Below are 25823 nucleotides of genomic sequence, written 5' to 3'. Positions count from 1 at the left end.
GGTCAGCCCCTCCCCGCCGCGTCGGCAACAGCCGCGACGATGCCGGGATAGGCGCCGCAACGACAGATGTTGCCGCTCATCCAGAAGCGGATCTCGTCCGTCGAGCCGGCATGGCCTTCAGCGATACAGCCGACACCCGACATGATCTGCCCCGGCGTGCAGAAGCCGCACTGTAGGCCCTCATGCGCCACGAAGGCTTCCTGGAGCGGATGCAGCACGCCATCTTTCTCGAGCCCTTCGATCGTTTCGATCCTGGCGCCGTCATGCATGCATGCCAGTGTGAGACAGGAGACGATGCGCTTGCCGTCGACAAGCACCGTGCAGGCGCCGCAGGCGCCCTGGTTGCACCCTTTCTTGGTGCCGGTGAGATCGAGCGTCTCGCGCAGGACGTCCAGGATCGATTGCCTTGGGTCGATGGTCAGAACATGCAGTTCGCCGTTCACGGTCATGGTCAGGGTCATGGGGCTTACCTCCTTCGCCGGAGAACCTGTCGCTGCTGTCGACTGGGACGGCAGCGCCGCCAGCGCCACGGTTCCGGCACCTGCCAGAAGCGCTTCCCGGCGCGACAGCACCGGACCTTGCACATAGGATTCTGATCTATTTTCGACCATGTCGGAAACACTCTCCTGCCTCACCAAACCGTGCAGAAGATAGGCGTCGAACGACGGCGTTACTGTTGCGATCTTTCGATCCTGCTTGAAAGTTGCGGCGGTCGAGGACGCCGGCGCACGGGAGCGCCGGCCCGGCCGCAGCCGAGGTCAAAGCCGACGGCGAAACTCGCTCGGGGTGAGGCCCGTCACCTTGCGAAAGCTCGACGCGAAAGCCGATTGCGTTTCATAGCCGACGACAAGAGCTATATCGGTGATGCGCAGCGTCCGGTCCGCAAGCAGCGCCTTGGCGTGGGCGATGCGCTGCCGTGTCAGCCAGACATAGGGCGTGTGCCCGGTCGCCACACGAAAAGCGGTACAGAAATGAAAACGACTGAGATTCACGAGATCCGCCAGTTCCTGAAGCCGAATATCCTTGGTGAGATTGTCACGCATGTAGGTGGTGACACGCTTGATCTGCCAGGCTGAAAGGCCACCCCGTGGTCCGGGGGCGAGGGGCACGGATATTGCGGCGTGCCCGCGCAGAAGCTGGAGACAGACAAGATCGAGAAGCTGCTCGATGAACAGGTGCGATACCGCGTCACCGGTACTGATCTCGTCGTTGATCAAGGACATGATCGTAAACAGTTTGGGATCGCTGAAATTCACGCGGTCGAGAAGCTCGGGCTCACGACCATTCCCAACCTGATCCGCGCAGGCAAGCAGGCGCTGGTGCCCCAGAAAGATATTCGACACTTCGACGGCACCATCCGCGCGCCAAAGTCCTTCGTGCCCTCTGGGCGCAAAAGTGATGGTGCCGGCATGCGCCGGGGCGGTGATCGTCTGACGACCAACCTTCAACGAAGCAGTCCCGTCGCCTGCATACTTCGCCGCGAGAATATGATCCTTCAGTGGTGGCAGGTGGTACTCGAAGGGCTCGTTGCGCCAACGGCCGACCAGGCGCGTATCGCCGGAGAACACCTCTGGAATGACCGGCGGGGAAAACCCCCGCTGCAAGCGACGGATATGAGCCTCCGTATCCGCAAGTCCCATTCCGCCCATTCGATCTTGTCTCTCGTGGATAGCCAGAAACGCGGTATCTCCCGGAGAACTAACATCTTTCCCCGCGGGCGAAAATATCGCGCGCGGGTCAAGTTTTCGACCCGCGGGCTGCAATCACGCCCAGGCTTGCCGGCGGTATTCGGCTACCCTTGGGAAAACGCCACCAAGGTCGGCATGCATGGCGCGCGCGATCACGCGGAAATCATGTTCGCTGATGGCGAAATGACCGAAACGAAGTTTCTGATCCCAGTTTCGATTGCCCTCGGCAAATTCCAGGCTGTCGAGCCACGGACGGACGGGAGCCTCCATACTGTCGGCCCAATCGATATCGCCGCGATGCGGCGCGACTCCACCCATTGCAAAGAAGTGGGGCGGACGCTCCTTGACCACACCAATGGCCGTAAAACAAGCGAGCCCCGCTCTGCCGCTGAAGGCGGCGTTGGGTGAATAACCGATAAAACCGTCGCCCGCCTTCATGCGCGTCAACGGCTGCACGTTGCCGTGGCCGAATCGCGAGAAGCCGCCTTCCTGCGCATGCTGCATGTCATCGCCGGAAACCGCGCCGATCCAGAAGTTGCGCTCGCCCTGCCGGCTTCCTGCACCCACTTGAAACACATCCTGCGCCAACATCGGTCATCCCTCGATCTCTGATCATGGGAGCACTTTACGCGCGACCCCTGCCAGATTCTGTCAGCATTGAATTCGAGGAATTGGTGCCGGGGCAACCTGGATTTCGGCGGAGCAGTTGCCCCGCGTGCAACCGTTCGCCACAAAGCAAAAGCGCCCGCAGGAGATGCAGGCGCTTGGCAAATTTTCAGTCTGTGTAGATCGCCTTAGCGGGCGAAGGCCGTGCGTGCGACGCGGTCGATGTCGGCGCGTTCGATGCCGAGGTCACGGAGTTCCCGGTTCGACATGCGGCCCAGCTCGGTGACCGTCTGACGATACTTGCGCCAGTTGTTGATGGAGCGTGCGATGTTCATTTGATCCCCCTTTCAATGGGCTTTCGAAGCCTGGCAGCCAGTCCGTGGCGCCTCGTTTCGCTTCGATGAACACCTTATAACTCAGGCCCTTGGTAAGTTGCAGCGCTCAAAAGTCAGCGCTCCCATGTGGGAAATGCATGGGTCGTTTTGCGTGCCGCAAGGTCAAGCGCAAAGCCCGCGCGTTGTGATCTTCCCTTGTTCGCGCCCTACCGGACAGAAGGCAAAAGCAACAGCTGCGTGCATTCGAAATGTCAGCCTCGCACAATCGTTGCCACGGAAGCTGTTGATCCCGACGGCAGAGACAAGTATTTCTTTTGTCGACAAAGGAATCCGAGATGACCGATATCGACACCGACAACAGCCCCATCCCCGAACGCAAGCGCGGTTCCGGCGTGAAGATGGTCTATGACCTCCTGCGCGACGAGATCCTCGACCTGGTGCTGCCGCCGGGCAGCCCGATCGACGAAGTGCAGCTTGCCGAGCGACTGAAGATGTCGCGCACGCCGATCCGCGAGGCGCTGGTCCGACTTGCCGGCGAAGGGTTGATCGACACGCTGCCCAACCGCTCGACGATGGTAGCGAACATCGACTTCCTCAACTTGAACCCGTTCTTCGACGCCCTGGTGCTGATGTACCGCGTCACCACGCGGCTTGCGGCGCAGAACCACCGCCCGGAAGACCTGCCGATCATTCGCGGCTTCCACGAGGACTATGCCGCGGCCGTCCAGGCGCGCGACGCGCTGACGATGATCGCCACCAATGCCGCTTTCCATGCGGCGATCGCCGAGGCCGGCCGCAATCCCTATTTCACCAGCCTGTTCCGCCGGCTGCTCGACGAGGGGCGGCGCATCCTGCGCCTCTACTACCAGTCCTACGAGGAGCAGTTCCCGCAGCGCTTCGTCGACGAGCACGCGGCGATCATCGCTGCAATTGCGGCGCGCGACATCGAGACGGCGGACCGTCTCGGCAAGGCGCATGCCGAGCAGATCGTCGAGCAGGTACAGAAGCTCTTTGCCCGCAATAATAAGCTTGATATCGCCCTTTAGAGATCTTTGTATTTTTCTTGTCGACAAATAAAATACAAACGGCTATTGTCTAGATCAAAGGCAAGGGCGCGCGTGCGCCGTTGCCCCGAAGACAAAGCCGAGAGGAGTTTCAGATGAAGGCTCAGATTTTCACCGGCGTCATCCCGGCGCTGATGACCCCCTGCAAGGAAGACCGCACCCCCGATTTCGACGCGCTGGTGCGCAAGGGCCAGGAGCTGATCGCTCAGGGCATGTCCGCCGTCGTCTATTGCGGCTCGATGGGTGACTGGCCGCTCTTGACCGATGCGCAGCGCATGGAAGGCGTCGAGCGCCTGGTCAAGGCCGGCATCCCGGTTATCGTCGGCACCGGCGCCGTCAACACCGCGTCGGCCGTCGCCCATGCGGCGCACGCCGAGAAGGTTGGCGCCCAGGGCCTGATGGTCATCCCGCGCGTGCTGTCGCGTGGTTCGGTCGTCGCCGCCCAGAAGAACCACTTCAAGGCCATTCTTTCGGCCGCCCCGAGCCTGCCGGCCGTTATCTACAACAGCCCCTATTACGGCTTTGCCACCCGCGCCGACCTGTTCTTCGCGTTGCGCGCCGAACATCCGAACCTCGTCGGCTTCAAGGAATTCGGCGGCGCTGCCGACATGCGTTATGCGGCCGAAAACATCACCAGCCGTGACGATGGCGTCTCGCTGATGATCGGCGTCGACACGGCTGTGTTCCACGGCTTCGTCAACTGCGGCGCGACCGGCGCCATCACCGGCATCGGCTGCGTGCTGCCGAAGGAAGTCATCCACATGTGCAACCTGTCGCGCGCCGCCGCCGAAGGCGACGTCGACGCCCGCCAGCGCGCATTGGAACTGGAACAGGCGCTCGCCGTGCTCTCGTCCTTCGACGAAGGCCCGGACCTCGTTCTCTACTTCAAGCACATGATGGTGCTGAAGGGCGACAAGGAATACACGCTGCACTTCAACGAAAGCGACGTGCTTTCGGACAGCCAGCGCGGCTACGTCGAAGCCCAGTTCAAGCTGTTCAACAGCTGGTACGCCGAATGGAGCAAGCTCCCGGGCGCCGTCCAGAAGTGCAAGGCCTGATCGTTCGATCGGCCCGCAATTGAAAAAGGCCCTCCGGTTGGAGGGCCTTTTTTCGTCTGACGACCTCGACGGCGTGTCGAGCAGAGTACAGTTCGCGTAAGTATCGGCCTACGCGATAGCGTCAATCCCGAGGGCAAGCAGCCGGTCAAGCTGCTCGATCTCGGATTTGTTGAGGACGACGCCTTCGGCCTCAGACTTGGCGCGCGCCGCGAAACGGCGCTGCGACGGCAGGCGGGCGCCCTGGCCAACGATTGCCTCGAAAAGCACTTCGGCGCGGGCAAACGGATTTCCGGGCCTTCCGGCCGCGAACTTCTCCGGCGAGAAGGCGACGATCAGTTCGCCGTGGAAGGGCGCAAGCGTCGTCGTGCCGAGGTAGTCGAGCACTTCCGGGCTCGTCAGGTCGCCGATCATGATGCCGGCGAGAAGCTCAACCATCGTGCCGATCGCAGAGCCCTTATGGCCGCCGAAGGGCAGCATGGCGCCGGCAAGAGCCGCTTCCGGATTGGTCGTCGGGTTGCCCTCGGCATCGATCGCCCAGCCCTCGGGCAGAGGTTTTCCGGCGCGGCGGTGCAGCTCGATCTCGCCGCGCGCGGCAACCGAGGTCGCGAAGTCGAAGACGTAGGGCGGCTGGTTTTCGCGCGGCCAGCCGAAGGCGAAGGGGTTGGTACCGAGCAGCGGCTTGTTGCCGCCGGTCGGCGCAACCGTTGCGTAGCTCGGGCACATGACGAGGCCGGCGAGGCCCTCGCCCGTCAATCCTTCGACCTCGGGCCAAAGGGCAGAGAAATGGGTGCAATCATTGATGACGAGCGCAGCAATCCCCAGCGACCGGGCGCGCTCGGCAAGCACCGGCAGGCCGAGCTCGAAGGCCGGGTTGGCGAAGCCGCCCTTGGCGTTCACCTTGACGATCGCCGAGCCTTCCTGCGCATCGAGCTCCGGCACGGCATCCGCCTTCACCTTGCCGGCCTTGACTGTCCGGAGCGCCCCTTCGATGCGGTAAACGCCGTGCGATTTACAGGCGTCACGCTCGCCGGCGACGATCACGCGGGCAAGTGCGCCTGCCTGAACGCCGTTTAGCCCAGCCTTCAGGAAGATCGCCTCGACGCGCTCGAAAAGTGCTGAAATCGTCAGGGTGTTGGTTTCGCTCATCTCTCTCCCTCTCAAATGCTGCGCCTGATCCGGATGAGCCAGTCAGGCGATTGATGTTATGCATACATATAGTATACAAAGATCCGACAAGTGCAATTCAGCCATTATCCCCTCTGCCACAAAAGGCAATCCGGGATCGAGAGAAAGGATCGCCAGATGGCCTTCACCCCCAAAGGAAAACACCTAGTCGCCGGCGAATGGCTCGACGGCGCGGGCACCTTCGCATCAGCACCCGCTCACGGACCGGTCCATCAGTTTGCCACCGGCACCGTGGAGCTGGTCAACCGTGCGGCTGAAGCCGCGGAAGAAGCGTTCCTGAGCTACGGTTATTCGACCCGCGCCGAGCGCGCCGCATTCCTGCGCGCGATCGCCGACGAGATCGAGGCGCGTGCCGAGGCGATCACCGAGATCGGCGCCCAAGAAACCGGCCTGCCGGAAGCCCGCCTGCAGGGCGAACGCGGCCGCACCACCGGCCAGCTCCGCCTGTTCGCGGACCACATCGAGAAGGGCGAGTATCTCGACCGCCGCTTCGATGCCGCACTGCCCGAGCGCCAGCCGGCGCCGCGTCCGGAGATCCGCCTCGTCCAGCGGCCGATCGGCCCGGTCGCCGTCTTCGGCGCCTCGAACTTCCCGCTCGCCTTCTCGACCGCCGGCGGCGACACGGCCGCCGCACTTGCCGCCGGTTGCCCCGTGGTCGTCAAGGGCCACTCGGCCCATCCCGGAACCGGCGAAATCGTCGCGCAGGCTGTTGAAGCCGCGATCCGCAAGACGGGCGTGCATCCGGGCGTATTCTCGCTCATCCAAGGCGGTAACCGACAGGTCGGCGAAGCGCTGGTGCAGCATCCGCTGATCAAGGCCGTCGGCTTCACCGGTTCGCTCGCCGGTGGCCGTGCGCTCTTCAATCTTTGCGCCGCGCGCCCCGAGCCGATCCCGTTCTTCGGTGAGCTCGGTTCGGTCAACCCGATGTTCCTGCTGCCGGAAGCACTCAAGGCGCGCGCCGAAGGCCTTGGCCAGGGCTGGGCCGGCTCGCTGACCATGGGCGCCGGCCAGTTCTGCACCAATCCCGGCATCGCCGTCGTTGTTGAAGGCGCTGACGCCGATCGCTTCACCGCCGCCGCCGTCGAAGCGCTCGGCAAGGTGGCGCCGCAGACGATGCTGACCGACGGCATCGCCAAGGCTTACCACGACGGCAAGGCGCACTTCGAAAGCCGCAATACCGTCAAGCCACTGCTCGTGACCGAATCCTCAGGCCGCTCGGTCTCGCCGAACCTGTTCGAAACGACCGGCGACCAGTTCCTCGCCGACCATGCGCTCGGCGAAGAAGTCTTCGGTCCGCTCGGCCTCGTCGTCCGCGTCGGTTCGACCGGCGAGATGGAACAGCTTGCCCGTGGATTCCAGGGGCAACTGACCACGACGATCCACATGGATACGGCCGACCTCGAAACCGCCCGTCGTCTGCGCCCAATCCTCGAGCGCAAGGCCGGCCGCGTGCTCGTCAACGGCTTCCCGACCGGCGTCGAGGTGGTGGATTCCATGGTGCATGGCGGCCCCTACCCGGCCTCGACCAACTTCGGTGCGACCAGCGTCGGCACCCTGTCGATCCGCCGCTTCCTGCGGCCGGTCGCCTACCAGAACATGCCGGAAGGCCTGCTGCCCGAGGATTTCCAGGGCTAAAACGGAAGAGGAAAAGTGCGGGCGGCATGCCGCCCGCAGTTCGCTCTCACCTATGAGACACGACAGATCGCTGCGCAGACATCCCATTTGGCGAAACAAATGGGATGTCTGCGCGCGTTCTGCGTTATGATGATATACTTTTTGTATACTAATTGTATTTTTCTATTGATTTACGCTCTCTAAAACGGAATAGTGCCCCAGCCGTCAAACGGCACTCATTTCAGGGAGAGAGATAATGAAGACTTCGGTGCTTGCGCTCGGCCTCGTTGCGGCCGCTGCTCTGACCAGCCAGGCCCATGCCGACAAGCTGGATGACGTCATCGGCTCGGGAACGCTGCGTTGCGCGGTCGTGCTCGACTTCCCGCCGATGGGTTCTCGCGACGAGAACAACAATCCGATCGGTTTTGACGTCGACTACTGCAACGACCTTGCCAAGGCACTCGGCGTCACCGCCGAAATCGTCGAGACCCCGTTCCCGGAGCGCATTCCCGCTCTGATGTCGGGCCGTGTCGACGTCGGCGTTGCCTCGACCTCGGACACGCTTGAGCGCGCCAAGACCGTCGGCATGACGATCCCCTACTTCGCCTTCGAAATGGCCGTGACCGCCAATGAAAAGTCGGGCGTCAAGTCCTTCGAAGACATGAAGGGCAAGGTCGTCGGCGCCACCGCCGGTACCTTCGAAGCCATCGCGCTTGAAAAACAGGTCAAGGAATGGGGCGCCGGCGAGTTCCGTCCGTACCAGACCCAGGCCGACGTCTTCCTCGCTCTGAGCCAAGGCCAGATCGACGCCACGGTTTCGACCTCGACCGTTGCCCAGGCCAACGTGAAGACCGGCAAGTTCCCGGGCATCGCCGTCGTCGGCAAGGCTCCGTTCGACACCGACTACGTCGCGCTCTTCACCAACCGCGAAGAATACGGCTTCGTCAACTTCCTCAACCTTTTCATCAACCAGCAGGTCCGCACCGGCCGCTACGCTGAGCTCTATGAAAAGTGGGTCGGCGGCGAACTGCCAGACCTTACGGCAAAGGGCGTTTACCGCTAATCTGCCGTCCATCTGGCGGCGCGAAGTGTAGCTTCGCGCCGCTATTCGTTTCCGAAGAGGCGAGACGAAACATGTTCAGTTATACCTTCCATTGGAACCAGGCGCTGAAAGCCCTGCCGCAGATGCTCGATGGAGCGCTGGTCACCTTGCAGGTGGCTCTGCTCTCGATGGTCATCGGCCTGGCACTGGCGCTGGCGCTGACAGCCTGCCGCCTGTCCGGCAATCGCATTCTCGGCGGTTTCGCGACCGCCTGGGTCGAGATCGCCCGCAACACGCCGGCACTGTTCCAGATCTACATGGCCCATTTCGGCCTTGGCAATTTCGGCATCCACCTGAGCCCCTATACGGCGCTGCTCGCCGGGATCGCCTTCAACAACGCCGGCTATCTCGCGGAAAACTTCCGCGGCGCCCTCAAGGCCATTCCCGACACCCAGACGCGCGCCGGCCGCTCGCTCGGCATGACGCCGGTGCAGGCCTTCCGCTACATCGTGCTGCCGCAGATGCTGCGCATCGCCTTCCTCCCCGTTACCAACCAGATGGTCTGGGCAATCCTGATGACCTCGCTCGGAGTTACCGTCGGCATGAACACCGACCTTGCGGGCATCACCCAGGAACTGAACGCCCGCTCGTTCCGCACCTTCGAATTCTTCGCGATCGCCGCAGTGATCTACTACCTGATCGCCAAGGCCGTGACGCTGGCAGCCCGTCTGCTCGCCGCGCGCATGTTCCGCTACTAAGGAGAGGTGAGAGATGTTCAATACCGCCCTCACCCTTGCTGATCTCGGCTTCCTGCTGCAAGGCGCCCTGATGACGCTTGCGGTCACCGCCGTCTCGGTCACCGCCGGCACCGTGCTCGGCATCATCTTCGGCGTCGTGCGCAACCAGGTCGGCCCCTACTGGGCCGCACCGCTCACCTTCGTGCTCGACATCTTCCGCTCGGTGCCGCTCCTGATCCAGCTGGTGCTTGCCAACGCCTTCCAGGCGATCGCCAAGCTCGGCTGGGCGCCGTTCACGACGTCCTGCGTGGTGCTGTCGCTCTACACGGCCGCCTACTGCACGGAGATCGTGCGCGGCGGCATCTCCTCCGTGCCGCCGACGACGCGCCGCGCTGCCCGCTCGCTCGGCATGACCTGGTGGCAGGACATGCGCTACATCGTGGCGCCGCTTGCGACCCGTGTTTCGCTACCGTCCTGGATCGGCCTGACGCTCGGTGTCATGAAGGACTCCGCACTCGTTCTCTGGCTTGGCCTGATCGAGCTGCTGCGCGCCTCGCAGGTGCTCGTCACCCGTCTGCAGGAGCCGCTGCTGATCCTTCTGATCTGCGGCGCCATCTACTTCCTCATCAGCTTCCCAATCGCCCGGCTCGGCGGTTACCTTGAAAAACGGTGGTCCAATGATTGAGATCCAGAACGTTCGCAAATCCTTCGGCTCGCTGGAGGTTCTCAAAGGCATCGACCTCACCGTCAACAAGGGCGAGGTGCTGACCATCATTGGCGGCTCCGGTTCCGGCAAATCGACGCTGCTGACCTGCATCAACGGTCTCGAGCCGATCGATGCCGGCCGCATCCTCGTCGACGGCACCGAGGTCCACGCGAAATCAACAAACCTCAACAAGCTGCGCAGCAAGCTCGGCATCGTCTTCCAGCAGTTCAATGCTTTCCCGCACCTGACCGTACTTGAAAACGTCATGCTGGCGCCGCGCAAGGTGCTCGGCCTCTCCAAGGAAAAGGCTGAGGAGAACGCCGTCAAGCAGCTCACGCACGTTGGCCTCGGCGAGAAGCTCGGCGTCTATCCCACCCGCATGTCGGGCGGCCAGCAGCAGCGCATGGCGATCGCCCGCGCGCTTGCCATGTCGCCGGAATACATGCTGTTTGACGAAGTGACCTCGGCACTCGACCCGCAGCTCGTCGGCGAAGTGCTCGACACGCTGCGCATGCTTGCGTCCGAAGGCATGACGATGATCTGCGTCACACACGAAATGAAGTTTGCCCGCGAAGTTTCCGACCGCGTCGCCTTCTTCCACAAGGGCGTGATGGCGGAAATCGCAGCACCCGAGGCGCTCTTCGGCGCGCCGAAGGACCCGGAACTCCAGAAGTTCCTGGCAGCGACGCACTGAGCCGATCATGAAGGATGCAGCTCAGCCTGACGTCATCGTCATCGGCGCCGGCGTCGTCGGCCTTTCCGCGGCGATCGCCGCCCAGGCACGGGGACTTTCCGTTACCGTGCTCGACCGGGAAGGCCCGGCCGCAGGTGCCTCTGCCGGCAATGCCGGGGCCTTCGCCTTTACCGACATCCTGCCGCTCGCCTCTCCCGGCATCCTCAAAAAGGCGCCGAAGTGGCTGCTCGACCCGCTTGGGCCCTTGAGCGTCCCGCCGGCCTACGCGGTGCAGATCGCCCCGTGGATGTTCCGCTTCTGGCGCGCCTGCTCGCCGGGCCGCGTTGCGCATTCGACGACGGCGCAGACCGCGATCATGGACCTGTCCAAGGCGGAGCTAGAACCCTTCCTCACCGCAACCGGCACCCTGCCGATGCTGCGCAAGGAAGGCAATCTCCAGGTCTATGAAAGCGAAGCCGAACTGAAGGCGTCGCTTCCCGGCTGGAAGGCGCGGGCGGAGCACGGCATCGAATTCCGCCATATGGGTGCTGCCGAAATGGCCGAGATCCAGCCCGGTCTCGCGCCGCGCTTTACTCATGGCACCTTCACGCCCGGCTGGTACTCGATCGCCGATCCCAAACTTTACACGCTGGCGTTGGCGGATCACTTCCTCGCCAAGGGCGGCACCATCGAGCGTGCCGAGGTCAGGGCGCTGAAACCGGTCGACGGCGGCGTCGAACTGACGGCCAGTGGCAAGACACAGCGTGCGGACCAGGTTGTGCTATCCGCTGGCGCCTTCTCGCATCAGGTCGCACGTACGCTTGGAGAGCGCATCCCGCTCGAAACCGAGCGCGGCTACAACACCACGCTGCCGCAGGACGCCTTCGACCTGCGCACCCAGGTCACCTTCGGGGGCCACGGCTTTGTCGTCACCCGGCTTTCGACCGGTATCCGGGTCGGCGGCGCCGTCGAACTCGGCGGCCTGAAGCTGCCGCCGAACTTCCGCCGCTCGGAAGCGATGCTGAAGAAGGCGCAGATCTTCCTGCCCGGCTTCAAAAGCGAAGGCGGCGTGCAATGGATGGGCTTCCGCCCGTCACTGCCCGACAGCCTGCCGGCGATCGGCCGCGCCCGCGCCACGGGGCGCGTCATCTACGCCTTCGGCCACGGCCATCTGGGTCTCACGCAATCGGCCGGCACTGCGCGTCTCGTCGCCGAACTCCTGACCGGCCAACGGCCGGCAATCGACATCCAATCCTTCTCGCCGCAACGTTTCTGATAGGGCTTCGACCATGGCCAACCATACCTTCTCCTGCATCGACGGCCACACCTGCGGCAATCCGGTCCGCCTCGTTTCCGGCGGCGGGCCGCGGCTCGAAGGGGCCAACATGCTGGAGAAGCGGGCTCACTTTCTGCGCGAGTTCGACTGGATCCGCACCGGCCTGATGTTCGAGCCGCGCGGCCACGACATGATGTCGGGCTCGATCCTCTATCCGCCGACGCGGCCGGACTGCGACGTCGCGGTGCTCTTCATCGAGACCTCAGGCTGCCTGCCGATGTGCGGCCACGGCACGATCGGCACCATCACCATGGCGATCGAGAACGGGCTGATCATCCCGCGCGAGCCGGGCAAACTGTCGATCGACGCGCCGGCCGGCAAGGTCGATATCACCTACCGCCAGGAAGGCCGCTTCGTCGAGGAAGTGCGGCTCACCAACGTGCCCGGTTTCCTCTACGCCGAGGGGCTGACAGCCGAGGTCGAGGGCCTCGGCGAGATCGTCGTCGACGTCGCCTATGGCGGCAATTTCTACGCCATCGTCGAACCGCAGAAGAATTTCCGCGACATGGCCGACCATACCGCGGGCGAACTCGTCGGCTGGAGCCCGAAGCTGCGCGCAGCGCTCAATGCCAAGTACGAGTTCGTCCATCCGGAACACCCCGAGATCCAGGGCCTCAGCCACATCCAGTGGACCGGCAAGCAAACCCAGGCAGAAGCCCATGCCCGCAACGCCGTGTTCTACGGCGAAAAGGCGATCGACCGCTCGCCCTGCGGCACCGGCACCTCTGCGCGCATGGCCCAGCTTGCCGCCAAGGGCAAGCTTAGTGTCGGTGACGAGTTCGTACATGAATCGATCATCGGCTCGCTGTTCAAGGGCCGCGTCGAGGCGGCGACCAAGGTTGCCGACCGCGACGCCATCATCCCTTCGATCGCCGGCTGGGCCCGCATGACCGGCATCAACACGATCTTCATCGATGACCGCGACCCCTTCGCCCATGGATTTGTCGTAAAATGACCCAATCGATCTCCGCCCGCAGCATTCTCTCTGGCTCCGCCGATGGCCCCATCATCGCCACCGAGGAGGCGTTGAGCTTCTGGGGCGGGGTCGATCCGGCAACCGCCCTGGTGATCGATGTGCATCACCCGCTGCACGGGATCTGTCTCACCGGCGGCATCCTGATGATGCCATCGAGCCGCGGTTCCTGTACCGGTTCGGGCGTTCTGCTCGATATGGCGCTCACCGGCCGGGGGCCTGCCGCATTGGTCTTCTGCGAAGCCGAGGACGTGTTGACGCTCGGCGCACTGATTGCGGCTGAGATGTTCGGAAAATCTCTGCCGGTGCTCAGGCTTTCACGCGACGCCTTCAAGATGCTCTCGCAGGCAAAGTCAGCAGGGATCGGCGCTGGCACGATCGAGGCCGACGGCCTGATTATCCCGGTCGAACCGCCGGCGACGGCGGCTCTCGATCTCACTGAAGCCGACCGCGCCATGCTCGATGGCCGCGATGGCGTTGCGGTCCAGCAGGCGATGCGGATCATTTCGGCGATGGCAGCGCAGCAGGGGGCGGAAAAGCTCATCGACGTGGTCCAGGGCCATATCGACGGCTGCATCTATGCGAGCCCCGCCAACCTCACCTTCGCCGAAAAGATGGCGAACATGGGCGCCAAGGTTCGCGTGCCGACCACGATGAACGCGATCTCGGTCGACCGCGCCAACTGGCGGGCGCAGGGCGTGCCGGAAAGTTTCGGCGACCCGGCGGCTAAGCTTGCCGACGCCTATGTGCGCATGGGCTGTCGCCCGACCTTCACCTGTTCGCCCTATCTGCTCGACAGCGCACCGAAATCAGGCGAATCCATTGCCTGGGCGGAATCCAATGCCGTCATTTTCGCCAACACCGTGCTCGGCGCGCGCACGGCAAAGCACCCGGATTTTCTCGACCTCTGCATCGCGCTGACGGGCCGCGCGCCCCTCTCGGGCGTCTATCTCGACGAGCCGCGCAGGGCAAAACGCGTCATCGACGTGGACCTGCCTGAGAATATCGACGACGCCTTCTGGCCGCTGATCGGTTACCTCGCTGGCCGGGCAGCCCCCGATCGCATCCCGCTGTTGCGTGGACTTGCGTCCGCACGGCCCTCGCGCGACGACCTGAAGGCGCTCTGCGCCGCCTTCGGCACGACATCCGCAGCCCCCATGTTGCATGTGGAAGGTGTGACCCCGGAAGCGGAAGGTGCCGCGGCTGAGGATGCCGATCACACGGCCACCACGCGCGCCGACATGGCCGAGGCCTGGGCACATTTCAACGAGGGACCAGCCGAGGTCGAGCTCGTCGCCATCGGCAGCCCGCACGCCTCGCTCGAGGAATGCCGCGCGCTGGCCGACGCCTTCGATGGTCGCAAGCGGCATGGCGATGTCGCCGTGATCGTGACCGCCGGACGAGACGCGATCGCCGCAGCACGGGAAGAAGGTCTGCTGGCTCGACTGGAGGCAAGCGGCATCCAGGTGTTGCCGGATCTCTGCTGGTGCTCGATCTCGGAGCCGGTGTTCCCGACGAAGACGCGGGCGCTGATGACCAATTCCGGAAAGTACGCCCATTACGGCCCCGGCCTCTCCGGCCGCGCCGTCCGCTTCGGCAGCCTCGCCGATTGCGTTGAAGCGGCGCTCACGGGCCGCGTCCCGGCACGTCTGCCGGCCTGGCTGTCGTAGCGACTTCGCCGCGGGCTTAGGCGCCGCGCGGCGGTGCCGTCGAGGCCCGCGGCACCAGATGGCAGGCGAGTTCGACGCGACGCGGCGGCGCCGGGATGCCCGACAGCGTGTCGCGCAGAAGATCGAGCGCTACCGAGCCGATCTCGCGCATCGGGATGTGCATCGTCGTCAGCGGCGGATTGAGGAAGGCCGCTTGCGGCAGGTCGTCCATTCCCATGACCGAGACATCGCCCGGAACCGAAAAGCCCTTTTGCTGGATGCCGAGCATGGCGCCGACGGCAAGGCTGTCGCCGGCCGCGAGCACCGCGGTGAAATCCAGCCCCCGCTCCGAAATCCGCTGCGTCAGCGCCTGTATCGCAAGCTCGGGCAGCCAGTCCTCGACGGTGACGAGCAAGTCGTCGGTTGCGGGCAGGCCTTTCGCGAGCAGCCCGTCGCGCCAGCCCTCGTAGCGCCGTTCGATCGTACGGCGCCCCGGCCGCATCAGGAACAGGATGCGCTCGTGGCCGAGCTCGATCAGGTGATCGGTCGCAAGCCGCGCGCTCGATCGGTTGCAGGGCGTGACGCTCGATAGCCGCATGAACGGGTCGTCGCTGTTCAAGAGCACCACCGGCTTTTCGAAGCCACGGGTCGCGGCAATCATACCTTCGTCGTCGATGGTGAGAAACAGCAGACCGGCGACCTGCTCGTCCTCCTCTGCCTCGGCAAGCACGGCCAGTTCTTCGCTTCTATCCGCAATCGGCCGAGTGACGATTTCGAGATCGAGCGCCTGGGCCCGCTCCTTCAGCCCCTCCAGCACGTAATGCGTAAACTGGTTGCGCACATAGTCGATCATCGCAGCACTGGACGCCGCCACGATGACCTTCTGACCGGCGACCGCCGTCGGGATCACGTAGTTGGCGTTCTTGGCCGCTTCCAGCACCTTCTGGCGGATTTCCGCGCGCACGCCCTTTTCGCCAGCAAGGGCGCGGGAGGCGGTGCTCAAGGAGACGCCGCAGGCTTCGGCGATGTCCTCCAGCCGAACACGCTTGCTCTTCTTGCCGCGTTTGCCGGGCAGCGGTTTTGCGATCATGTGATCCTCCCTTGCCACAATATTGGGAAAAATTTTCATATTGCGCAAGAAAAAACATCGTGCCTTTATCTTTCTCAAGAAGGCCGAGGGAAGAGCGGCTTAAGGAGGAGGAGTGCCATGGGCCTCAACGCCCACGATATTCGCACGGGTCTCGATCGTCTTGTCGGCGGCATGACCGGTCTCAAGCATGACGGCCGGTTCGATGAACCGAACCTCGACGGGACCGCAGGCGACTACATCAGCTTCGACAGCTGGGAATGGCCGCAGGGTGTTGGCCTCTATGGCCTGATCAAGCTCTGGCTGTTTACCGGCCGCGAGGACATCCGTCAGCTTATCGAAGGCTGGTACGAAGGCCGCCTTGCTGCCGGGCTTCCGGAACTCAACGTCAACACGACCGCGCCGATGCTCGGCCTCTCGGTTCTCTGGGCCAAATCCAGGAATCCCCGCTGGAAGCCGCTGCTCGACGACTGGGCAAACCGGGTGATGAGCGAAATGGGCCGGACGCCGGAAGGCGGATTCGAGCACCATGTCTCCGACAAGGTGAATGACAACGAGCTCTGGGACGACACGCTCTATATGGTCGCCCTGTTCCTCGCCTCCTATGGCCAGGCGAGCGGCCGGCGCGAACTCGTCGACGAGGCCTCGCGGCAATTTCTCGTGCATGCCCGCTACCTTGCCGACACCCAGTCGGGCCTCTGGTTCCATGGCTGGACCTTCGACGGCCGGCACAATTTCGCCCGCGCCCGCTGGGCCCGCGGCAATGCCTGGATCACCGCCGGCATGCTCGATTTCTTCGACCTCGCTGAGCTCGCCGCACCGGTCAAGGAATACCTGCGCGGCGTGCTCGTCACCCAGGTCGAGGCACTGCTGCCGCTGCAGGCCGCTTCCGGCGCCTGGCGCACGCTGCTCGACGACGCGACTTCGTACGAGGAGATCTCGGCGACCGCCGGCATCGGCTACGGCCTGCTCAAGGGCTATCGGCTCGGCTATGGAACGCCCGCCTGGAGAGCCGCCGGTCTGCGCGCGCTTGAAGTCGTGATGCGCAACATCGACGAGAGCGGCACCGTGCTCAACGTCTCCTACGGCACACGCATGGGCCACGACCTGCAATTCTACAAGGACATCCCAATTCAGCCGACCGGCTACGGCCAGGCACTGGCAATCCTGTGCCTCTCCGAAGCCCTGCAGCATGTCGGCCCGGAAGGACAGGCAGCATGACAATGAAGGTTCTCTACGGGGCCAACCCCGAGGATATCAAAGGCTACGACACGGCGCGGCTGCGCCGCGAGTTCCTGATCAGCGATCTCTTTGCAGCTGACGCCGTGAACTTCACCTACACCCATGTCGACCGGCTGATCCTCGGCGGCGCCATGCCGAAAACAAAGAGCGTCACCTTTGGATCGGGCGCTGATATCGGCACACCCTATCTGCTTTCGGCGCGCGAGATGGGCATCGCCAATCTCGGCGGCACCGGGACGATCACCGTCGACGGTAAGAACTTCGTGCTCGAAAATCGCGACGTGCTCTATGTCGGACGCGGTGCCAAGGAAATCGTCGTTGCAAGCGAGACCGCCGACCGCCCGGCCCGCTTCTACATAAACTCGGTGCCCGCCGGTGCCGATCTGCCGCACCGGCTGATCAAGAGGGCGCAGGCAAAGGCGCTTGAGCTCGGCGACGTCAAGCGCTCGAACAAACGCCGTCTCGTCATGTACATCCACCCGGAAGTCATGCCCTCCTGCCTGCTTCTGATGGGCATTACCGATCTGGCCGAAGGCAGCGCCTGGAACACCATGCCGCCGCATGTGCACGAGCGGCGCATGGAGGCCTATTGCTACTTCGACATGGCGCCGGAAGACCGCATCGTCCACGTGATGGGCGAGCCGGAGGAGACCCGGCACCTGATCGTCGCAAACGGCGACGCCGTGCTTTCGCCCGCCTGGTCGATCCATATGGGCGCCGGCACCGGCCCCTATGCCTTCGTCTGGGGCATGACCGGCGAGAACCAGGAATACAACGACGTCACCCCCGTAGCCTTGGCTGAGCTGAAATGAGCGATACTATTTTCCATCTGAAGAAAAGCCTCGTTGCGGGGCAGGCCGTCGGCTACTGGCAGCTCGGCACGATTGCCGAGGAGCGTTTCGACGTGCCGGACCAGCCGATGAAGGGCGAAATGGACCCCTTCTTCTTCCTGACCAAGCACAAGAACTTCATTCCGCACGAGTACCCCTGCCGGACGATTTTTGCCGAACAGTTTCGCGGCAAGCGGCCGCAGGTGCGCGGCACATTCGAGGCCAGCCGCTGGTGGCTGCCCTTCGGATCGCCGCGGCTCGACCTCTCCGGCTTCTGGTTCCGGCCGACACGGCTTGCAACCTGGGCCCGCACCTCGATCGAGACCGACACGGGTGGCACCGCCAAGATTCGCCTGGGCACCTGCGGCGGCGCGGTGCTCTTCCTGAACGGCACTGAGGTCGGCTGGATGGCGCCCTATAGCCGCAATCTCGAGGCCAAGGCCGAATTCGAACTGCCGCTTCAAGCCGGCCTCAACGAAGTCACGATCTTCTTCGACGACCTCGCCGAACGCGATGCGCGTTATTTCTTCCAGTTCGACTATCTCTCGGGACCGACGGCGCGCGTGGCGCTGCCCGTTCCCTGCCCGAGTGCGGCCGCCGCCGATATCGAGACCGCACTCGACGGCATGCATTTCGACCGGACCGCCTATTTCGAGGGCGACATCACCCTTCTCTTCGCCGCCGCCCTGCCGCTCGATGTCAAGGTCAATGTCGCGGTCGAAGGCGACTTCATGTCAACCGAGCGCTTCGACCACGACTTCGTGCTGAAGGCCGGCGACAAGAGGCTGGTTGTCGGACCATCGGAAGAGACACCGGCCGATTTCCGCCATTTCCGCATCACGCTTGATGCCAGCGGCTTCGTTGCGTCGCGCTCTCTTGGCGTCGAGATCTGCCACGCCGGCCGCCAGGGCAAACCGTCGGAGACGCTTGCGCGTCGCATTACCGAGACGCTCGACGAGATCTCGGGCTTTTCCGAACGTGACACGGTCCGCGCCTTCGCCCGGCTTGCCGGCGGTCGCGGCGGTACCGACACCGACGCGATGATCGAGGAAATTCTGCCCTCAATCGAGGACTGCCACGACTGCGCCGACTTCTCGCTGGTGCCGCTCATCTGGTCGCGCACCACATGGGGTCAGGATATCGGCGAAAAGACGCGCGATCGCATCGATCAGGCGATCCTTGGCTTCCGCTACTGGATGGATGAACCCGGCAACGACGTGCAGTGGTATTTCTCCGAAAACCACGCGCTTCTGTTCCACACTTCGGCCTATCTCGCCGGCCATCTCTTCCCCGAGGCGACCTTCCGTCGCTCGGGCCGCAAGGGCAGCGAGCAAAGCGCCGTCGGCGCTGCCCGCGTTCGCGCCTGGCTCGATCATTTCGAGGCCTGGGAAATGGCGGAGTTCAACTCCGCGCCCTATTTCCCGATCGACCTCAAGGGCCTGACGGCACTGGCGGCACTCTCGCCCGACGCCGACATCGCCGACCGCGCCAAGAAGGGCATTGTCCGTCTCTGCGAGATCATCGCCCGCTCGGCCCATCACGGCATGGTGACGGCAGCGCAAGGGCGCTCCTACGAGCACACGCTTTGCGCCGGTCGCTCGCTCGAGCTTTCCGGCGTCGCACGCCTGCTCTGGGGCAAGGGCTGGTACGGCCGCCGCGTGCATGCGCTGCCGCAGCTTGCCGTCTGCCTGCGTGACCACGGCGTTGTGGTTCCGGAAACACTTGCCGCCGTTGCCTGCCACGAGGATGAGGCCACCCATCAGGAGTGGCGCTTCGCCCAGGGCGAAAACCGCTTCGCGGCGCTATACCATTACAAAGGCCGCCATTTCGCCATGGGCTCGGCGGCGCATTATCGCTGGAATGAATGGGGCTATCAGGAAACGGTGCTGCACCTGCGCCTTGGCCAGCGCCCCGAAGCGGCGATCTGGATCAACCATCCGGGCGAAACCATTCAGTTCGGGTACGGCCGGCCATCCTATTGGGGTGGTTGCGGCACCCTCCCTCGTGCCCACCAGTACAGGGGGCTGGCCGTACTCGACTTTGCGGCCGTCAGCGAACAACCGGACTTCACCCACGCGTGGTTCCCGGTCGCCGAGTTCGACGAGAGCAGGGTCAAGGGAAAGCTGGCACTTGCGCGCAGCGGCCGTGGCGCCGTTGCCCTGATCGGCGCAACCGAACTGTTACCGGTGACCGATGGCCCGTCAGCGAATGCGGAGCTGCGCCAGGCCGGCCACAAGACGCGCTGGATCATCCGGGTTTGCGAAGCCGAAGAGCTTTCCGGGGTGGAAACGAAGTTTGCCGGGCTCTCCGTCGTGGAAACTGCCGACGGTGCTTTCGTCATCAACGATCCAGACTATGGCCGCATCGTCTTCCGCAACGACGGTTCGACGGAAGCCGAAGGGCGCACCATCGCCGCCAAGGATTTCACCGTGGCAGGTGAGGCAACCATGCTCGCCGCCAGATAAGGCAAATAGAATCGCGCCGGCCGGGGAAGCCGGCGCAAGCCCCAAACGAGCGGGAGGACGCTCGCCTAGATAAGTGGAGGAGAAAGACAATGAAGAAGACCGGAAAGATGCTCGCGGCGCTCGCCGTCGGGCTCCTGACGTCGACGGCGGCAATGGCCGGCGACGTGCGCATCATGTGGTACTCCGATGGCGTCGAAGGCGAGGTGTTGAAGGACCTGCTCGACCGCTTCATGAAGGAGAACCCCGGGATCAACGTGATCCTCGACAACGTGTCCTACAGCGTCGTCAAGGAGCAGCTGCCGGTGCAGCTCGAAGCCGGCAACGGCCCCGACATCGCTCGCGTCACCAACCTCAAGGCCCAGAGCCAGCACTGGCTCGACCTTAGGCCGCTGGTCGCCGACGCCGCCTATTGGGACGAGAATTTCGGCGGGCAGGCAGACTGGATGCGCCCCGACGGATCGAACCAGATCTCTGGTTTCATGACCCAGATCACGATTGCCGGCGGCTTTGCTAACAAGACGCTGTTCGACCAGGCGGGCGTCGCGATCCCCGGCAAGGATGCGACCTGGGACGACTGGGCGAAGGCAGCCAAGCAGGTGGCAGAAAACCAGCAGGTTCCCTTCCCGATGGCGCTCGACCGCTCCGGTCACCGCCTCAGCGGCCCGAACCTTGCCTATGGCGGCAACTATATCGGCGCCGACGGCAAGCCGGCGCCGCTTGATGATGGCTCGAAGAACTTCCTGAAGACCTTCGTCGGCTGGGTTGCCGACGGCACGATGAGCAAGGACGTCTGGGTTTCGGCCGCCGGCTCCACCTATCGCGCCGCCGCCGACGACTTCATCAACGGACAGCTCGTCTACTACTATTCCGGTTCCTGGCAGGTTCCGAACTTCTCGACGAAGATCGGCACCAACTTCGACTGGGTGGCGACCGGCAGCCCCTGCGGTCCCTCAAACTGCACCGGCATGACCGGCGGCGCCGGTCTGGTGGCGGTCAAATACACCAAGAACCCGAAGGAAGTGGCCAAGGTGATGGACTATCTCGCGAGCGAACCGATCGTGAAGGAGTTCTCCGAGCGCACCCTGTTCCTGCCTGCGCATAAGGGCGTGCTTGCCAAGGAGCTCGACTTCAGGACCGACGACCCCCAGGCAAAGGCGGCGCTCAACGGCTTCGTCGAGGCGAGCAAGTCGCTCTCCGACGAGGCGCGCAAGCTGCCCGGCTGGCTCTGGTCCGACGCCGTCTACGGCGCGCTCGTCACCCGTGTCAGCCAGGCTGCTGCCGGCGAGATGACAGTCGACGAAGCGTTCACGCGCATCGATAGCGATATCGCCACCAAGGTGAAAGATAGCGGCAACTGATCCGGGCGATCGATACCCGGTTTCCGACGGTGTGACGTATCATGCCGTCGGATCAGCCGCCGACACACCAGTAAGCATTAGCTTACATAATGCTGACATCCGGCAAGCAGCGCTTGCCCGTCTCTTGCGGGCAGCAGATCACAATCCGGCGACGATCGTTGCGCTACAAAGCGCGACCGGTGGCGAGGTAGCAAACGATGAAGGCAGATGTTCCAAGAGGAGGCGGCTCACGCCTTGGCGAGGCGGTCATGGTGCCCGTACGACTGCTGATGGGCGCCGTCGACGCGCCGCTGCGGTTCGTGCAGCGCCGGCTCGGCATCGGCGGCATGGCGACCTTCTTCCTGCTGCCGAACATGCTGATCTTCGGCATATTCGTGCTGCTGCCGTTCTTTATCAACTTCGCCTATTCCATGACCGGCGGAACCGCCCTCTTCCTCCCCGACCGAAGCTTCGTAGGCGGCGACCAATATGCGCGCCTCTTCGATTGCGTGAATTACACCAACCCGAACAGCTGCGCGGAAGACACCTTCTGGACCGCCGTCGGCAACACTGCCTGGTTCGTGGTGCTGCAGGTCACCCTGATGATCCTGTTTTCGCTGGTGACGGCGCTGATCCTCAACCGCGACCTGATGGCGCGCAGCTTCTGGCGGGCGGTGTTCTTCTTCCCGGTGCTCCTGTCGCCCGTGGTCGTCGGCCTCATCTGGAAGTGGATCCTGCAGCGACAGGGGCTCTTGAATTTCGGCCTCTACAGCCTCGGCCTCGAGCCGCATACTTGGCTCAATGATCGCAACTGGTCCTTTGCGGCAACCGTCGGCGTTTCGATCTGGGCGCATATGGGCTTCTACACGCTGATCCTGCTTGCCGGCCTGCAGGCGATCCCGAAGGATCTCTATGAAGCGGCCGAGATGGACGGCACCCGTCCGGCGCGCGCCTTCTGGCGCATCACCTTGCCACTGCTGATGCCCAACCTGCTCGTCGTCATCGTGCTCGTGCTTATCCGCGCCGTGCAGATCTTCGACGAGATCTACGTGCTGACCGGCGGGGGCCCAGGCACCAGCACACTCTATATCACGCAATACATCTACGAGACCGGCTTCGCGACGCAGTTGCGCAATCCCGGCCTTGCCGCAGCCGCCTCGATCCTGATGGGCGCCGTGCTGGTTGTCCTCACCCTGGTCCAGCTCGGCCTTGGCCGCAAAGGCGAGAAGAAGGGAGCCCGAAAATGAGCCGTCTTGCCGAATTCATCTTTCGACGTCGCGGCCGCAATGGCTGGCACTGGACCGATATCGTCACCTGGGTCTGGCTCATCGGCGGTCTCTTCATCATGTTCGGCCCGGCCGTCTGGCTCGTCGGCTCCTCCTTCAAGTCGCCGGCAGCCCTTGCCGAATTCCCGCCGACGATCATGCCCTATGTAACGCAGAAGGCGACCGTCGAAGGTTACGACAAGCCGCTCGATCTCTACGAGGTGACGCTGCCGGATGGCAGCAAGAAGGTGCTCGCCGAGGTTCGCCGCATCGGCATCGTCAGCCAGATGGTCGCGCCGGAGAAGCCGACCGAGATCGTCAAGGTCAACATCGCCGAGCGCACGCCGGTGCGCACAATGTCCTTCGCCACCTCGAACTACAGCGAGCCCTTCACCCATTTCGATTTCGTCCGCTATCTCTGGAACTCCGTTTTCGTCACGGTGACGGCGACGGTGATTACGCTCATCGTCAATTCGATGGCCGCCTTCGCGCTCAGCAAATACGAGTTTCGCGGCCGCACCTTCGCGATGCTCTTGATCCTCGCCACCCTGATGGTGCCGCTCTCGGTGATCATGGTGCCGCTCTATTCGATCGTCTCGGCGCTTGGCCTCTTCAACAATCTCTGGGGGGTGATCCTGCCGACGGTCGCGACGCCGACCGGCGTCTTCATCCTGCGCCAATACATGCTGACCATCCCCGACGAGCTGATCGACGCCGCGCGCATGGACAAGGCATCGGAGTGGCAGATCTACTGGCGCATCATCCTGCCGCTGACGGCACCGGCGCTCGCTGTGCTTGCGATCTTCTCCGTCGTCTGGCGTTGGAACGACTTCCTCTGGCCGCTGATCGTGCTCTCCCGCAAGGAGCTTTATACGCTGCAGGTGGGCTTAAGCATCTATTCCGGCGAGCTGAACGTGCAGTGGCATTTCATTCTCGCCATGACGGTCGTGACCATGATCCCGGTCGTCCTGGTCTTCATCTTCCTGCAACGCTTCATCACCACCGGCATTGCCGGCACCGGACTGAAATAAGGGGGCACCCATGGGCCACATCAAGCTTACCAATGTGACCAAGTCGTTCGGCGCCGTCGACGTGCTTCATGGCATCAACCTGGATATCAAGGACGGCGAGCTCGTCGTCTTCGTCGGCCCCTCCGGCTGCGGCAAGTCCACGCTGCTGCGCATGATCGCCGGGCTGGAAAAGCCGACCGGCGGAGAACTCGCGATCGACGGCAAGGTGGTCAACGACGTGCCGGCCGCCGACCGCGGCCTCGCCATGGTCTTCCAGTCCTACGCGCTCTATCCGCATATGAGCGTGCGCCAGAACCTCGCCTTCGGCCTCGAAAACACCCGCATGCCGAAGACGGAGATCGCCGAGCGTATTGGGGAAGCCGCGCGCATGCTGGAGATCGAGCCCTATCTCGAGCGCCGGCCCGGGCAGCTTTCGGGTGGCCAGCGCCAGCGCGTCGCGATCGGCCGCGCGATCGTGCGCCGCCCCGTTGCCTTCCTGCTCGACGAGCCGCTGTCGAACCTCGACGCTGAACTGCGCGGCTCCACCCGCGCCGAGCTTGCGGCCCTTCACGCCCGGCTGTCGGCAACGATGATCTATGTGACACACGACCAGGTAGAGGCGATGACGCTCGCCGACCGCATCGTCGTCCTGCGCGCCGGCCGCATCGAGCAGATCGGCACGCCGCTCGAACTCTATAACAAGCCGGCCAACCGCTTCGTCGCCGGTTTCATCGGCTCGCCGCACATGAATTTCCTCGAAGGCACGCTGGAAGCGGCCGGCACGGGTTCGGCGGTCGCAACGCTGAAGGGCGGCCACCGGCTGCAGGTTCCGATCGCCGACGCAGCAGCTGCAGCCGGCTCGCCCATCACGCTCGGCGTCCGGCCGCAGCACATCACGCTTGATACCGGTGAAAGCGGCATTCCCGCCAAGATCCGCCTCGTCGAGGCGCTCGGTTCCGAAACCGTGCTGCATGCCGATGTCGCCGGCCAGAAGATCCTGGTCGTCGCCCCCGGTCAGCATGACCTGGCACCGGGATCGGAAATCAGGCTGTCGCTCGCGGCTGCCCCCATACATCTCTTCAACGACAAGGGGCTTCGCCTTGAACGCGCTGTTTGACCTCACAGGCAAGACCGCCCTCGTCACCGGCGCCCGTACCGGCCTCGGCCAGGGCATGGCTCTGGCGTTGGCGCGGGCCGGCGCCGATATCGCCGCCCTCGGTTCGACGCCCATGCCGGAGACGGCAGTGCTGGTACGAGAGGCGGGTGTTCGCTTTCACGAACTGACCGTCGATCTCTCCAGGCCTTTCGACGCGGCGTCGGCGATCGGCGACGTCGTGGCTGCCCTCGGCGGCATCGACATCCTCGTCAACAATGCCGGCATCATTCGCCGCGCCGACCTGCTCGACTATTCCGAGGACGACTGGGACAGCGTGCTCGACGTCAACCTGAAGGCGGCCTTTCTGCTGTCGCAGGCCGCAGCGAGACACATGGTTTCGACCGGACGCGCCGGCCGGATCGTCAATGTCGCCTCGATGCTGACCTTCCAGGGCGGCATTCGCGTGCCGGCCTATGCCGCCTCGAAGCACGGCATCGCCGGCCTCACCAAGGCGATGGCCAACGAGCTTGCGCCGTGCGGGATTACCGTCAATGCGATCGCCCCGGGCTACATGGCGACCGACAACACCGAGGCGCTGCGCAACGACCCCGATCGCAACGCCCAGATCTCCGCCCGCATTCCGATGGGGCGCTGGGGCACGCCCGACGATCTCGCGACCGCCGTGCTCTTCTTCGCAGCACCCGCCTCCGGCTATGTCACCGGAACGGTGCTGCCGGTCGATGGCGGCTGGCTAGTTCGCTAGGCGCCACCAATGTCCTTCTCCGCCGAGCGCCTGCGCACGCTTCTCGGTCTCGCTGATACGGT

24 protein-coding genes are annotated in these 25823 nt (G+C 63.9%); 18 read left to right on the top strand and 6 right to left on the bottom strand.

Annotation, left to right across the window (positions count from 1 at the left end; all coding sequences use genetic code 11):
* Positions 1 to 2: 2 nt before the first annotated feature.
* The 4 genes from ACN9MO_RS28205 to ACN9MO_RS28190 form a co-directional block, all read right to left on the bottom strand.
* Positions 3 to 611, bottom strand: coding sequence for a (2Fe-2S)-binding protein (locus ACN9MO_RS28205; RefSeq protein WP_112996274.1), 609 nt, complete (start codon positions 609 to 611; stop codon positions 3 to 5).
* 147 nt (positions 612 to 758) lie between these two features.
* Positions 759 to 1640, bottom strand: coding sequence for a helix-turn-helix transcriptional regulator (locus ACN9MO_RS28200; protein WP_255571165.1), 882 nt, complete (start codon positions 1638 to 1640; stop codon positions 759 to 761).
* Positions 1641 to 1763: 123 nt separating this feature from the next.
* On the bottom strand, positions 1764 to 2279 hold the full coding sequence (locus tag ACN9MO_RS28195; protein WP_057251916.1) for an EVE domain-containing protein: 516 nt from the start codon (positions 2277 to 2279) through the stop codon (positions 1764 to 1766).
* 203 nt (positions 2280 to 2482) lie between these two features.
* A complete protein-coding gene (locus ACN9MO_RS28190; RefSeq protein WP_064817045.1) occupies positions 2483 to 2629 on the bottom strand; it encodes a DUF1127 domain-containing protein in 147 nt (48 codons plus the stop codon).
* A 335-nt stretch (positions 2630 to 2964) separates the two neighbouring features.
* Between ACN9MO_RS28190 and ACN9MO_RS28185 the strand changes: the two genes are divergently transcribed.
* On the top strand, positions 2965 to 3675 hold the full coding sequence (locus ACN9MO_RS28185; protein ID WP_057252112.1) for a GntR family transcriptional regulator: 711 nt from the start codon (positions 2965 to 2967) through the stop codon (positions 3673 to 3675).
* Between the two features lie 113 nt (positions 3676 to 3788).
* Positions 3789 to 4751: a dihydrodipicolinate synthase family protein gene (locus tag ACN9MO_RS28180; RefSeq protein WP_093233311.1), complete on the top strand. Its 963-nt coding sequence runs from the start codon at positions 3789 to 3791 to the stop codon at positions 4749 to 4751.
* A gap of 108 nt (positions 4752 to 4859) precedes the next feature.
* Here the strand turns inward: ACN9MO_RS28180 and ACN9MO_RS28175 are convergent, their stop codons facing one another.
* Positions 4860 to 5897 carry an Ldh family oxidoreductase gene (locus ACN9MO_RS28175; RefSeq protein WP_112996276.1) on the bottom strand — a complete coding sequence of 346 codons (1038 nt, stop codon included), beginning with the start codon at positions 5895 to 5897 and terminating at the stop codon, positions 4860 to 4862.
* 156 nt (positions 5898 to 6053) lie between these two features.
* Here ACN9MO_RS28175 and ACN9MO_RS28170 point away from each other — a divergent pair, with 156 nt between their 5' ends.
* The 8 genes from ACN9MO_RS28170 (at position 6054) to ACN9MO_RS28135 (ending at position 14687) form a co-directional block, all read left to right on the top strand.
* A complete protein-coding gene (locus ACN9MO_RS28170) occupies positions 6054 to 7571 on the top strand; it encodes an aldehyde dehydrogenase (NADP(+)) (RefSeq protein ID WP_113132948.1) in 1518 nt (505 codons plus the stop codon).
* A 235-nt stretch (positions 7572 to 7806) separates the two neighbouring features.
* Positions 7807 to 8613: a transporter substrate-binding domain-containing protein gene (locus ACN9MO_RS28165; protein ID WP_057251920.1), complete on the top strand. Its 807-nt coding sequence runs from the start codon at positions 7807 to 7809 to the stop codon at positions 8611 to 8613.
* Between the two features lie 71 nt (positions 8614 to 8684).
* Positions 8685 to 9350 carry an amino acid ABC transporter permease gene (locus ACN9MO_RS28160; RefSeq protein ID WP_057251921.1) on the top strand — a complete coding sequence of 222 codons (666 nt, stop codon included), beginning with the start codon at positions 8685 to 8687 and terminating at the stop codon, positions 9348 to 9350.
* Between the two features lie 13 nt (positions 9351 to 9363).
* Positions 9364 to 10014: an amino acid ABC transporter permease gene (locus tag ACN9MO_RS28155; protein ID WP_034798414.1), complete on the top strand. Its 651-nt coding sequence runs from the start codon at positions 9364 to 9366 to the stop codon at positions 10012 to 10014.
* A complete protein-coding gene (locus tag ACN9MO_RS28150) occupies positions 10007 to 10729 on the top strand; it encodes an amino acid ABC transporter ATP-binding protein (protein ID WP_034798411.1) in 723 nt (240 codons plus the stop codon). Before ACN9MO_RS28155 ends, ACN9MO_RS28150 begins: the two co-directional genes overlap by 8 nt.
* 7 nt (positions 10730 to 10736) lie before the next feature.
* Entirely contained in the window at positions 10737 to 11984 is a 1248-nt protein-coding gene (locus tag ACN9MO_RS28145; protein WP_112996278.1) for an NAD(P)/FAD-dependent oxidoreductase, read from the top strand.
* Between the two features lie 13 nt (positions 11985 to 11997).
* Positions 11998 to 12999 carry a 4-hydroxyproline epimerase gene (locus ACN9MO_RS28140; RefSeq protein ID WP_112996279.1) on the top strand — a complete coding sequence of 334 codons (1002 nt, stop codon included), beginning with the start codon at positions 11998 to 12000 and terminating at the stop codon, positions 12997 to 12999.
* A complete protein-coding gene (locus ACN9MO_RS28135; protein ID WP_112996280.1) occupies positions 12996 to 14687 on the top strand; it encodes an aconitase X in 1692 nt (563 codons plus the stop codon). Before ACN9MO_RS28140 ends, ACN9MO_RS28135 begins: the two co-directional genes overlap by 4 nt.
* Before the next feature lie 16 nt (positions 14688 to 14703).
* On the opposite strand, the gene ACN9MO_RS28130 is transcribed toward ACN9MO_RS28135, so the two are convergent.
* A complete protein-coding gene (locus tag ACN9MO_RS28130; protein WP_112996281.1) occupies positions 14704 to 15756 on the bottom strand; it encodes a LacI family DNA-binding transcriptional regulator in 1053 nt (350 codons plus the stop codon).
* 117 nt (positions 15757 to 15873) lie between these two features.
* On the opposite strand from ACN9MO_RS28130, the gene ACN9MO_RS28125 reads away from it, so the two are divergent.
* The 8 genes from ACN9MO_RS28125 (at position 15874) to kduD (ending at position 25761) form a co-directional block, all read left to right on the top strand.
* Positions 15874 to 16974, top strand: coding sequence for a glycoside hydrolase family 88/105 protein (locus ACN9MO_RS28125; protein WP_057251926.1), 1101 nt, complete (start codon positions 15874 to 15876; stop codon positions 16972 to 16974).
* Entirely contained in the window at positions 16971 to 17807 is an 837-nt protein-coding gene (gene kduI / locus ACN9MO_RS28120) for a 5-dehydro-4-deoxy-D-glucuronate isomerase (RefSeq protein ID WP_113132947.1), read from the top strand. Before ACN9MO_RS28125 ends, kduI begins: the two co-directional genes overlap by 4 nt.
* Positions 17804 to 20290, top strand: a complete 2487-nt coding sequence (locus ACN9MO_RS28115; RefSeq protein WP_057251928.1) for a hypothetical protein — start codon at positions 17804 to 17806, stop codon at positions 20288 to 20290. Before kduI ends, ACN9MO_RS28115 begins: the two co-directional genes overlap by 4 nt.
* An 89-nt stretch (positions 20291 to 20379) precedes the next feature.
* Complete coding sequence (locus ACN9MO_RS28110; protein WP_112996282.1) at positions 20380 to 21648, top strand: ABC transporter substrate-binding protein; 1269 nt, start codon at positions 20380 to 20382, stop codon at positions 21646 to 21648.
* A gap of 197 nt (positions 21649 to 21845) precedes the next feature.
* Positions 21846 to 22874: a carbohydrate ABC transporter permease gene (locus ACN9MO_RS28105; RefSeq protein WP_057251930.1), complete on the top strand. Its 1029-nt coding sequence runs from the start codon at positions 21846 to 21848 to the stop codon at positions 22872 to 22874.
* A complete protein-coding gene (locus ACN9MO_RS28100; protein ID WP_057251931.1) occupies positions 22871 to 23923 on the top strand; it encodes a carbohydrate ABC transporter permease in 1053 nt (350 codons plus the stop codon). Before ACN9MO_RS28105 ends, ACN9MO_RS28100 begins: the two co-directional genes overlap by 4 nt.
* A gap of 10 nt (positions 23924 to 23933) precedes the next feature.
* On the top strand, positions 23934 to 25019 hold the full coding sequence (locus ACN9MO_RS28095; RefSeq protein WP_057251932.1) for an ABC transporter ATP-binding protein: 1086 nt from the start codon (positions 23934 to 23936) through the stop codon (positions 25017 to 25019).
* Positions 25003 to 25761, top strand: a complete 759-nt coding sequence (gene kduD, locus ACN9MO_RS28090; protein ID WP_057251933.1) for a 2-dehydro-3-deoxy-D-gluconate 5-dehydrogenase KduD — start codon at positions 25003 to 25005, stop codon at positions 25759 to 25761. Before ACN9MO_RS28095 ends, kduD begins: the two co-directional genes overlap by 17 nt.
* Positions 25762 to 25823: the final 62 nt, after the last annotated feature.

This window comes from Ensifer sp. R-19, assembly GCF_049905105.1.
In the GTDB taxonomy this organism is placed as follows: domain Bacteria; phylum Pseudomonadota; class Alphaproteobacteria; order Rhizobiales; family Rhizobiaceae; genus Ensifer.
Note: the sequence above shows the minus strand (reverse complement) of the source record. Positions and strands in the feature narration are given on the sequence as shown.

Bases quoted from the DNA above. Each gene is read 5' to 3' on its own strand.
- ACN9MO_RS28180 (WP_093233311.1), top strand. From the start codon at position 3,789: ATGAAGGCTCAGATTTTCACCGGCGTCATCCCGGCGCTGATGACCCCC.
- ACN9MO_RS28185 (WP_057252112.1), top strand. From the start codon at position 2,965: ATGACCGATATCGACACCGACAACAGCCCCATCCCCGAACGCAAGCGC.
- ACN9MO_RS28100 (WP_057251931.1), top strand. From the start codon at position 22,871: ATGAGCCGTCTTGCCGAATTCATCTTTCGACGTCGCGGCCGCAATGGC.
- ACN9MO_RS28130 (WP_112996281.1), bottom strand. From the start codon at position 15,756: ATGATCGCAAAACCGCTGCCCGGCAAACGCGGCAAGAAGAGCAAGCGT.
- ACN9MO_RS28155 (WP_034798414.1), top strand. From the start codon at position 9,364: ATGTTCAATACCGCCCTCACCCTTGCTGATCTCGGCTTCCTGCTGCAA.
- ACN9MO_RS28095 (WP_057251932.1), top strand. From the start codon at position 23,934: ATGGGCCACATCAAGCTTACCAATGTGACCAAGTCGTTCGGCGCCGTC.
- kduI (WP_113132947.1), top strand. From the start codon at position 16,971: ATGACAATGAAGGTTCTCTACGGGGCCAACCCCGAGGATATCAAAGGC.
- ACN9MO_RS28150 (WP_034798411.1), top strand. From the start codon at position 10,007: ATGATTGAGATCCAGAACGTTCGCAAATCCTTCGGCTCGCTGGAGGTT.
- ACN9MO_RS28165 (WP_057251920.1), top strand. From the start codon at position 7,807: ATGAAGACTTCGGTGCTTGCGCTCGGCCTCGTTGCGGCCGCTGCTCTG.
- ACN9MO_RS28145 (WP_112996278.1), top strand. From the start codon at position 10,737: ATGAAGGATGCAGCTCAGCCTGACGTCATCGTCATCGGCGCCGGCGTC.
- ACN9MO_RS28135 (WP_112996280.1), top strand. From the start codon at position 12,996: ATGACCCAATCGATCTCCGCCCGCAGCATTCTCTCTGGCTCCGCCGAT.
- ACN9MO_RS28200 (WP_255571165.1), bottom strand. From the start codon at position 1,640: ATGGGACTTGCGGATACGGAGGCTCATATCCGTCGCTTGCAGCGGGGG.
- ACN9MO_RS28205 (WP_112996274.1), bottom strand. From the start codon at position 611: ATGGTCGAAAATAGATCAGAATCCTATGTGCAAGGTCCGGTGCTGTCG.
- ACN9MO_RS28140 (WP_112996279.1), top strand. From the start codon at position 11,998: ATGGCCAACCATACCTTCTCCTGCATCGACGGCCACACCTGCGGCAAT.
- ACN9MO_RS28115 (WP_057251928.1), top strand. From the start codon at position 17,804: ATGAGCGATACTATTTTCCATCTGAAGAAAAGCCTCGTTGCGGGGCAG.
- ACN9MO_RS28170 (WP_113132948.1), top strand. From the start codon at position 6,054: ATGGCCTTCACCCCCAAAGGAAAACACCTAGTCGCCGGCGAATGGCTC.
- ACN9MO_RS28110 (WP_112996282.1), top strand. From the start codon at position 20,380: ATGAAGAAGACCGGAAAGATGCTCGCGGCGCTCGCCGTCGGGCTCCTG.
- ACN9MO_RS28190 (WP_064817045.1), bottom strand. From the start codon at position 2,629: ATGAACATCGCACGCTCCATCAACAACTGGCGCAAGTATCGTCAGACG.
- ACN9MO_RS28160 (WP_057251921.1), top strand. From the start codon at position 8,685: ATGTTCAGTTATACCTTCCATTGGAACCAGGCGCTGAAAGCCCTGCCG.
- ACN9MO_RS28195 (WP_057251916.1), bottom strand. From the start codon at position 2,279: ATGTTGGCGCAGGATGTGTTTCAAGTGGGTGCAGGAAGCCGGCAGGGC.
- ACN9MO_RS28125 (WP_057251926.1), top strand. From the start codon at position 15,874: ATGGGCCTCAACGCCCACGATATTCGCACGGGTCTCGATCGTCTTGTC.
- ACN9MO_RS28105 (WP_057251930.1), top strand. From the start codon at position 21,846: ATGAAGGCAGATGTTCCAAGAGGAGGCGGCTCACGCCTTGGCGAGGCG.
- ACN9MO_RS28175 (WP_112996276.1), bottom strand. From the start codon at position 5,897: ATGAGCGAAACCAACACCCTGACGATTTCAGCACTTTTCGAGCGCGTC.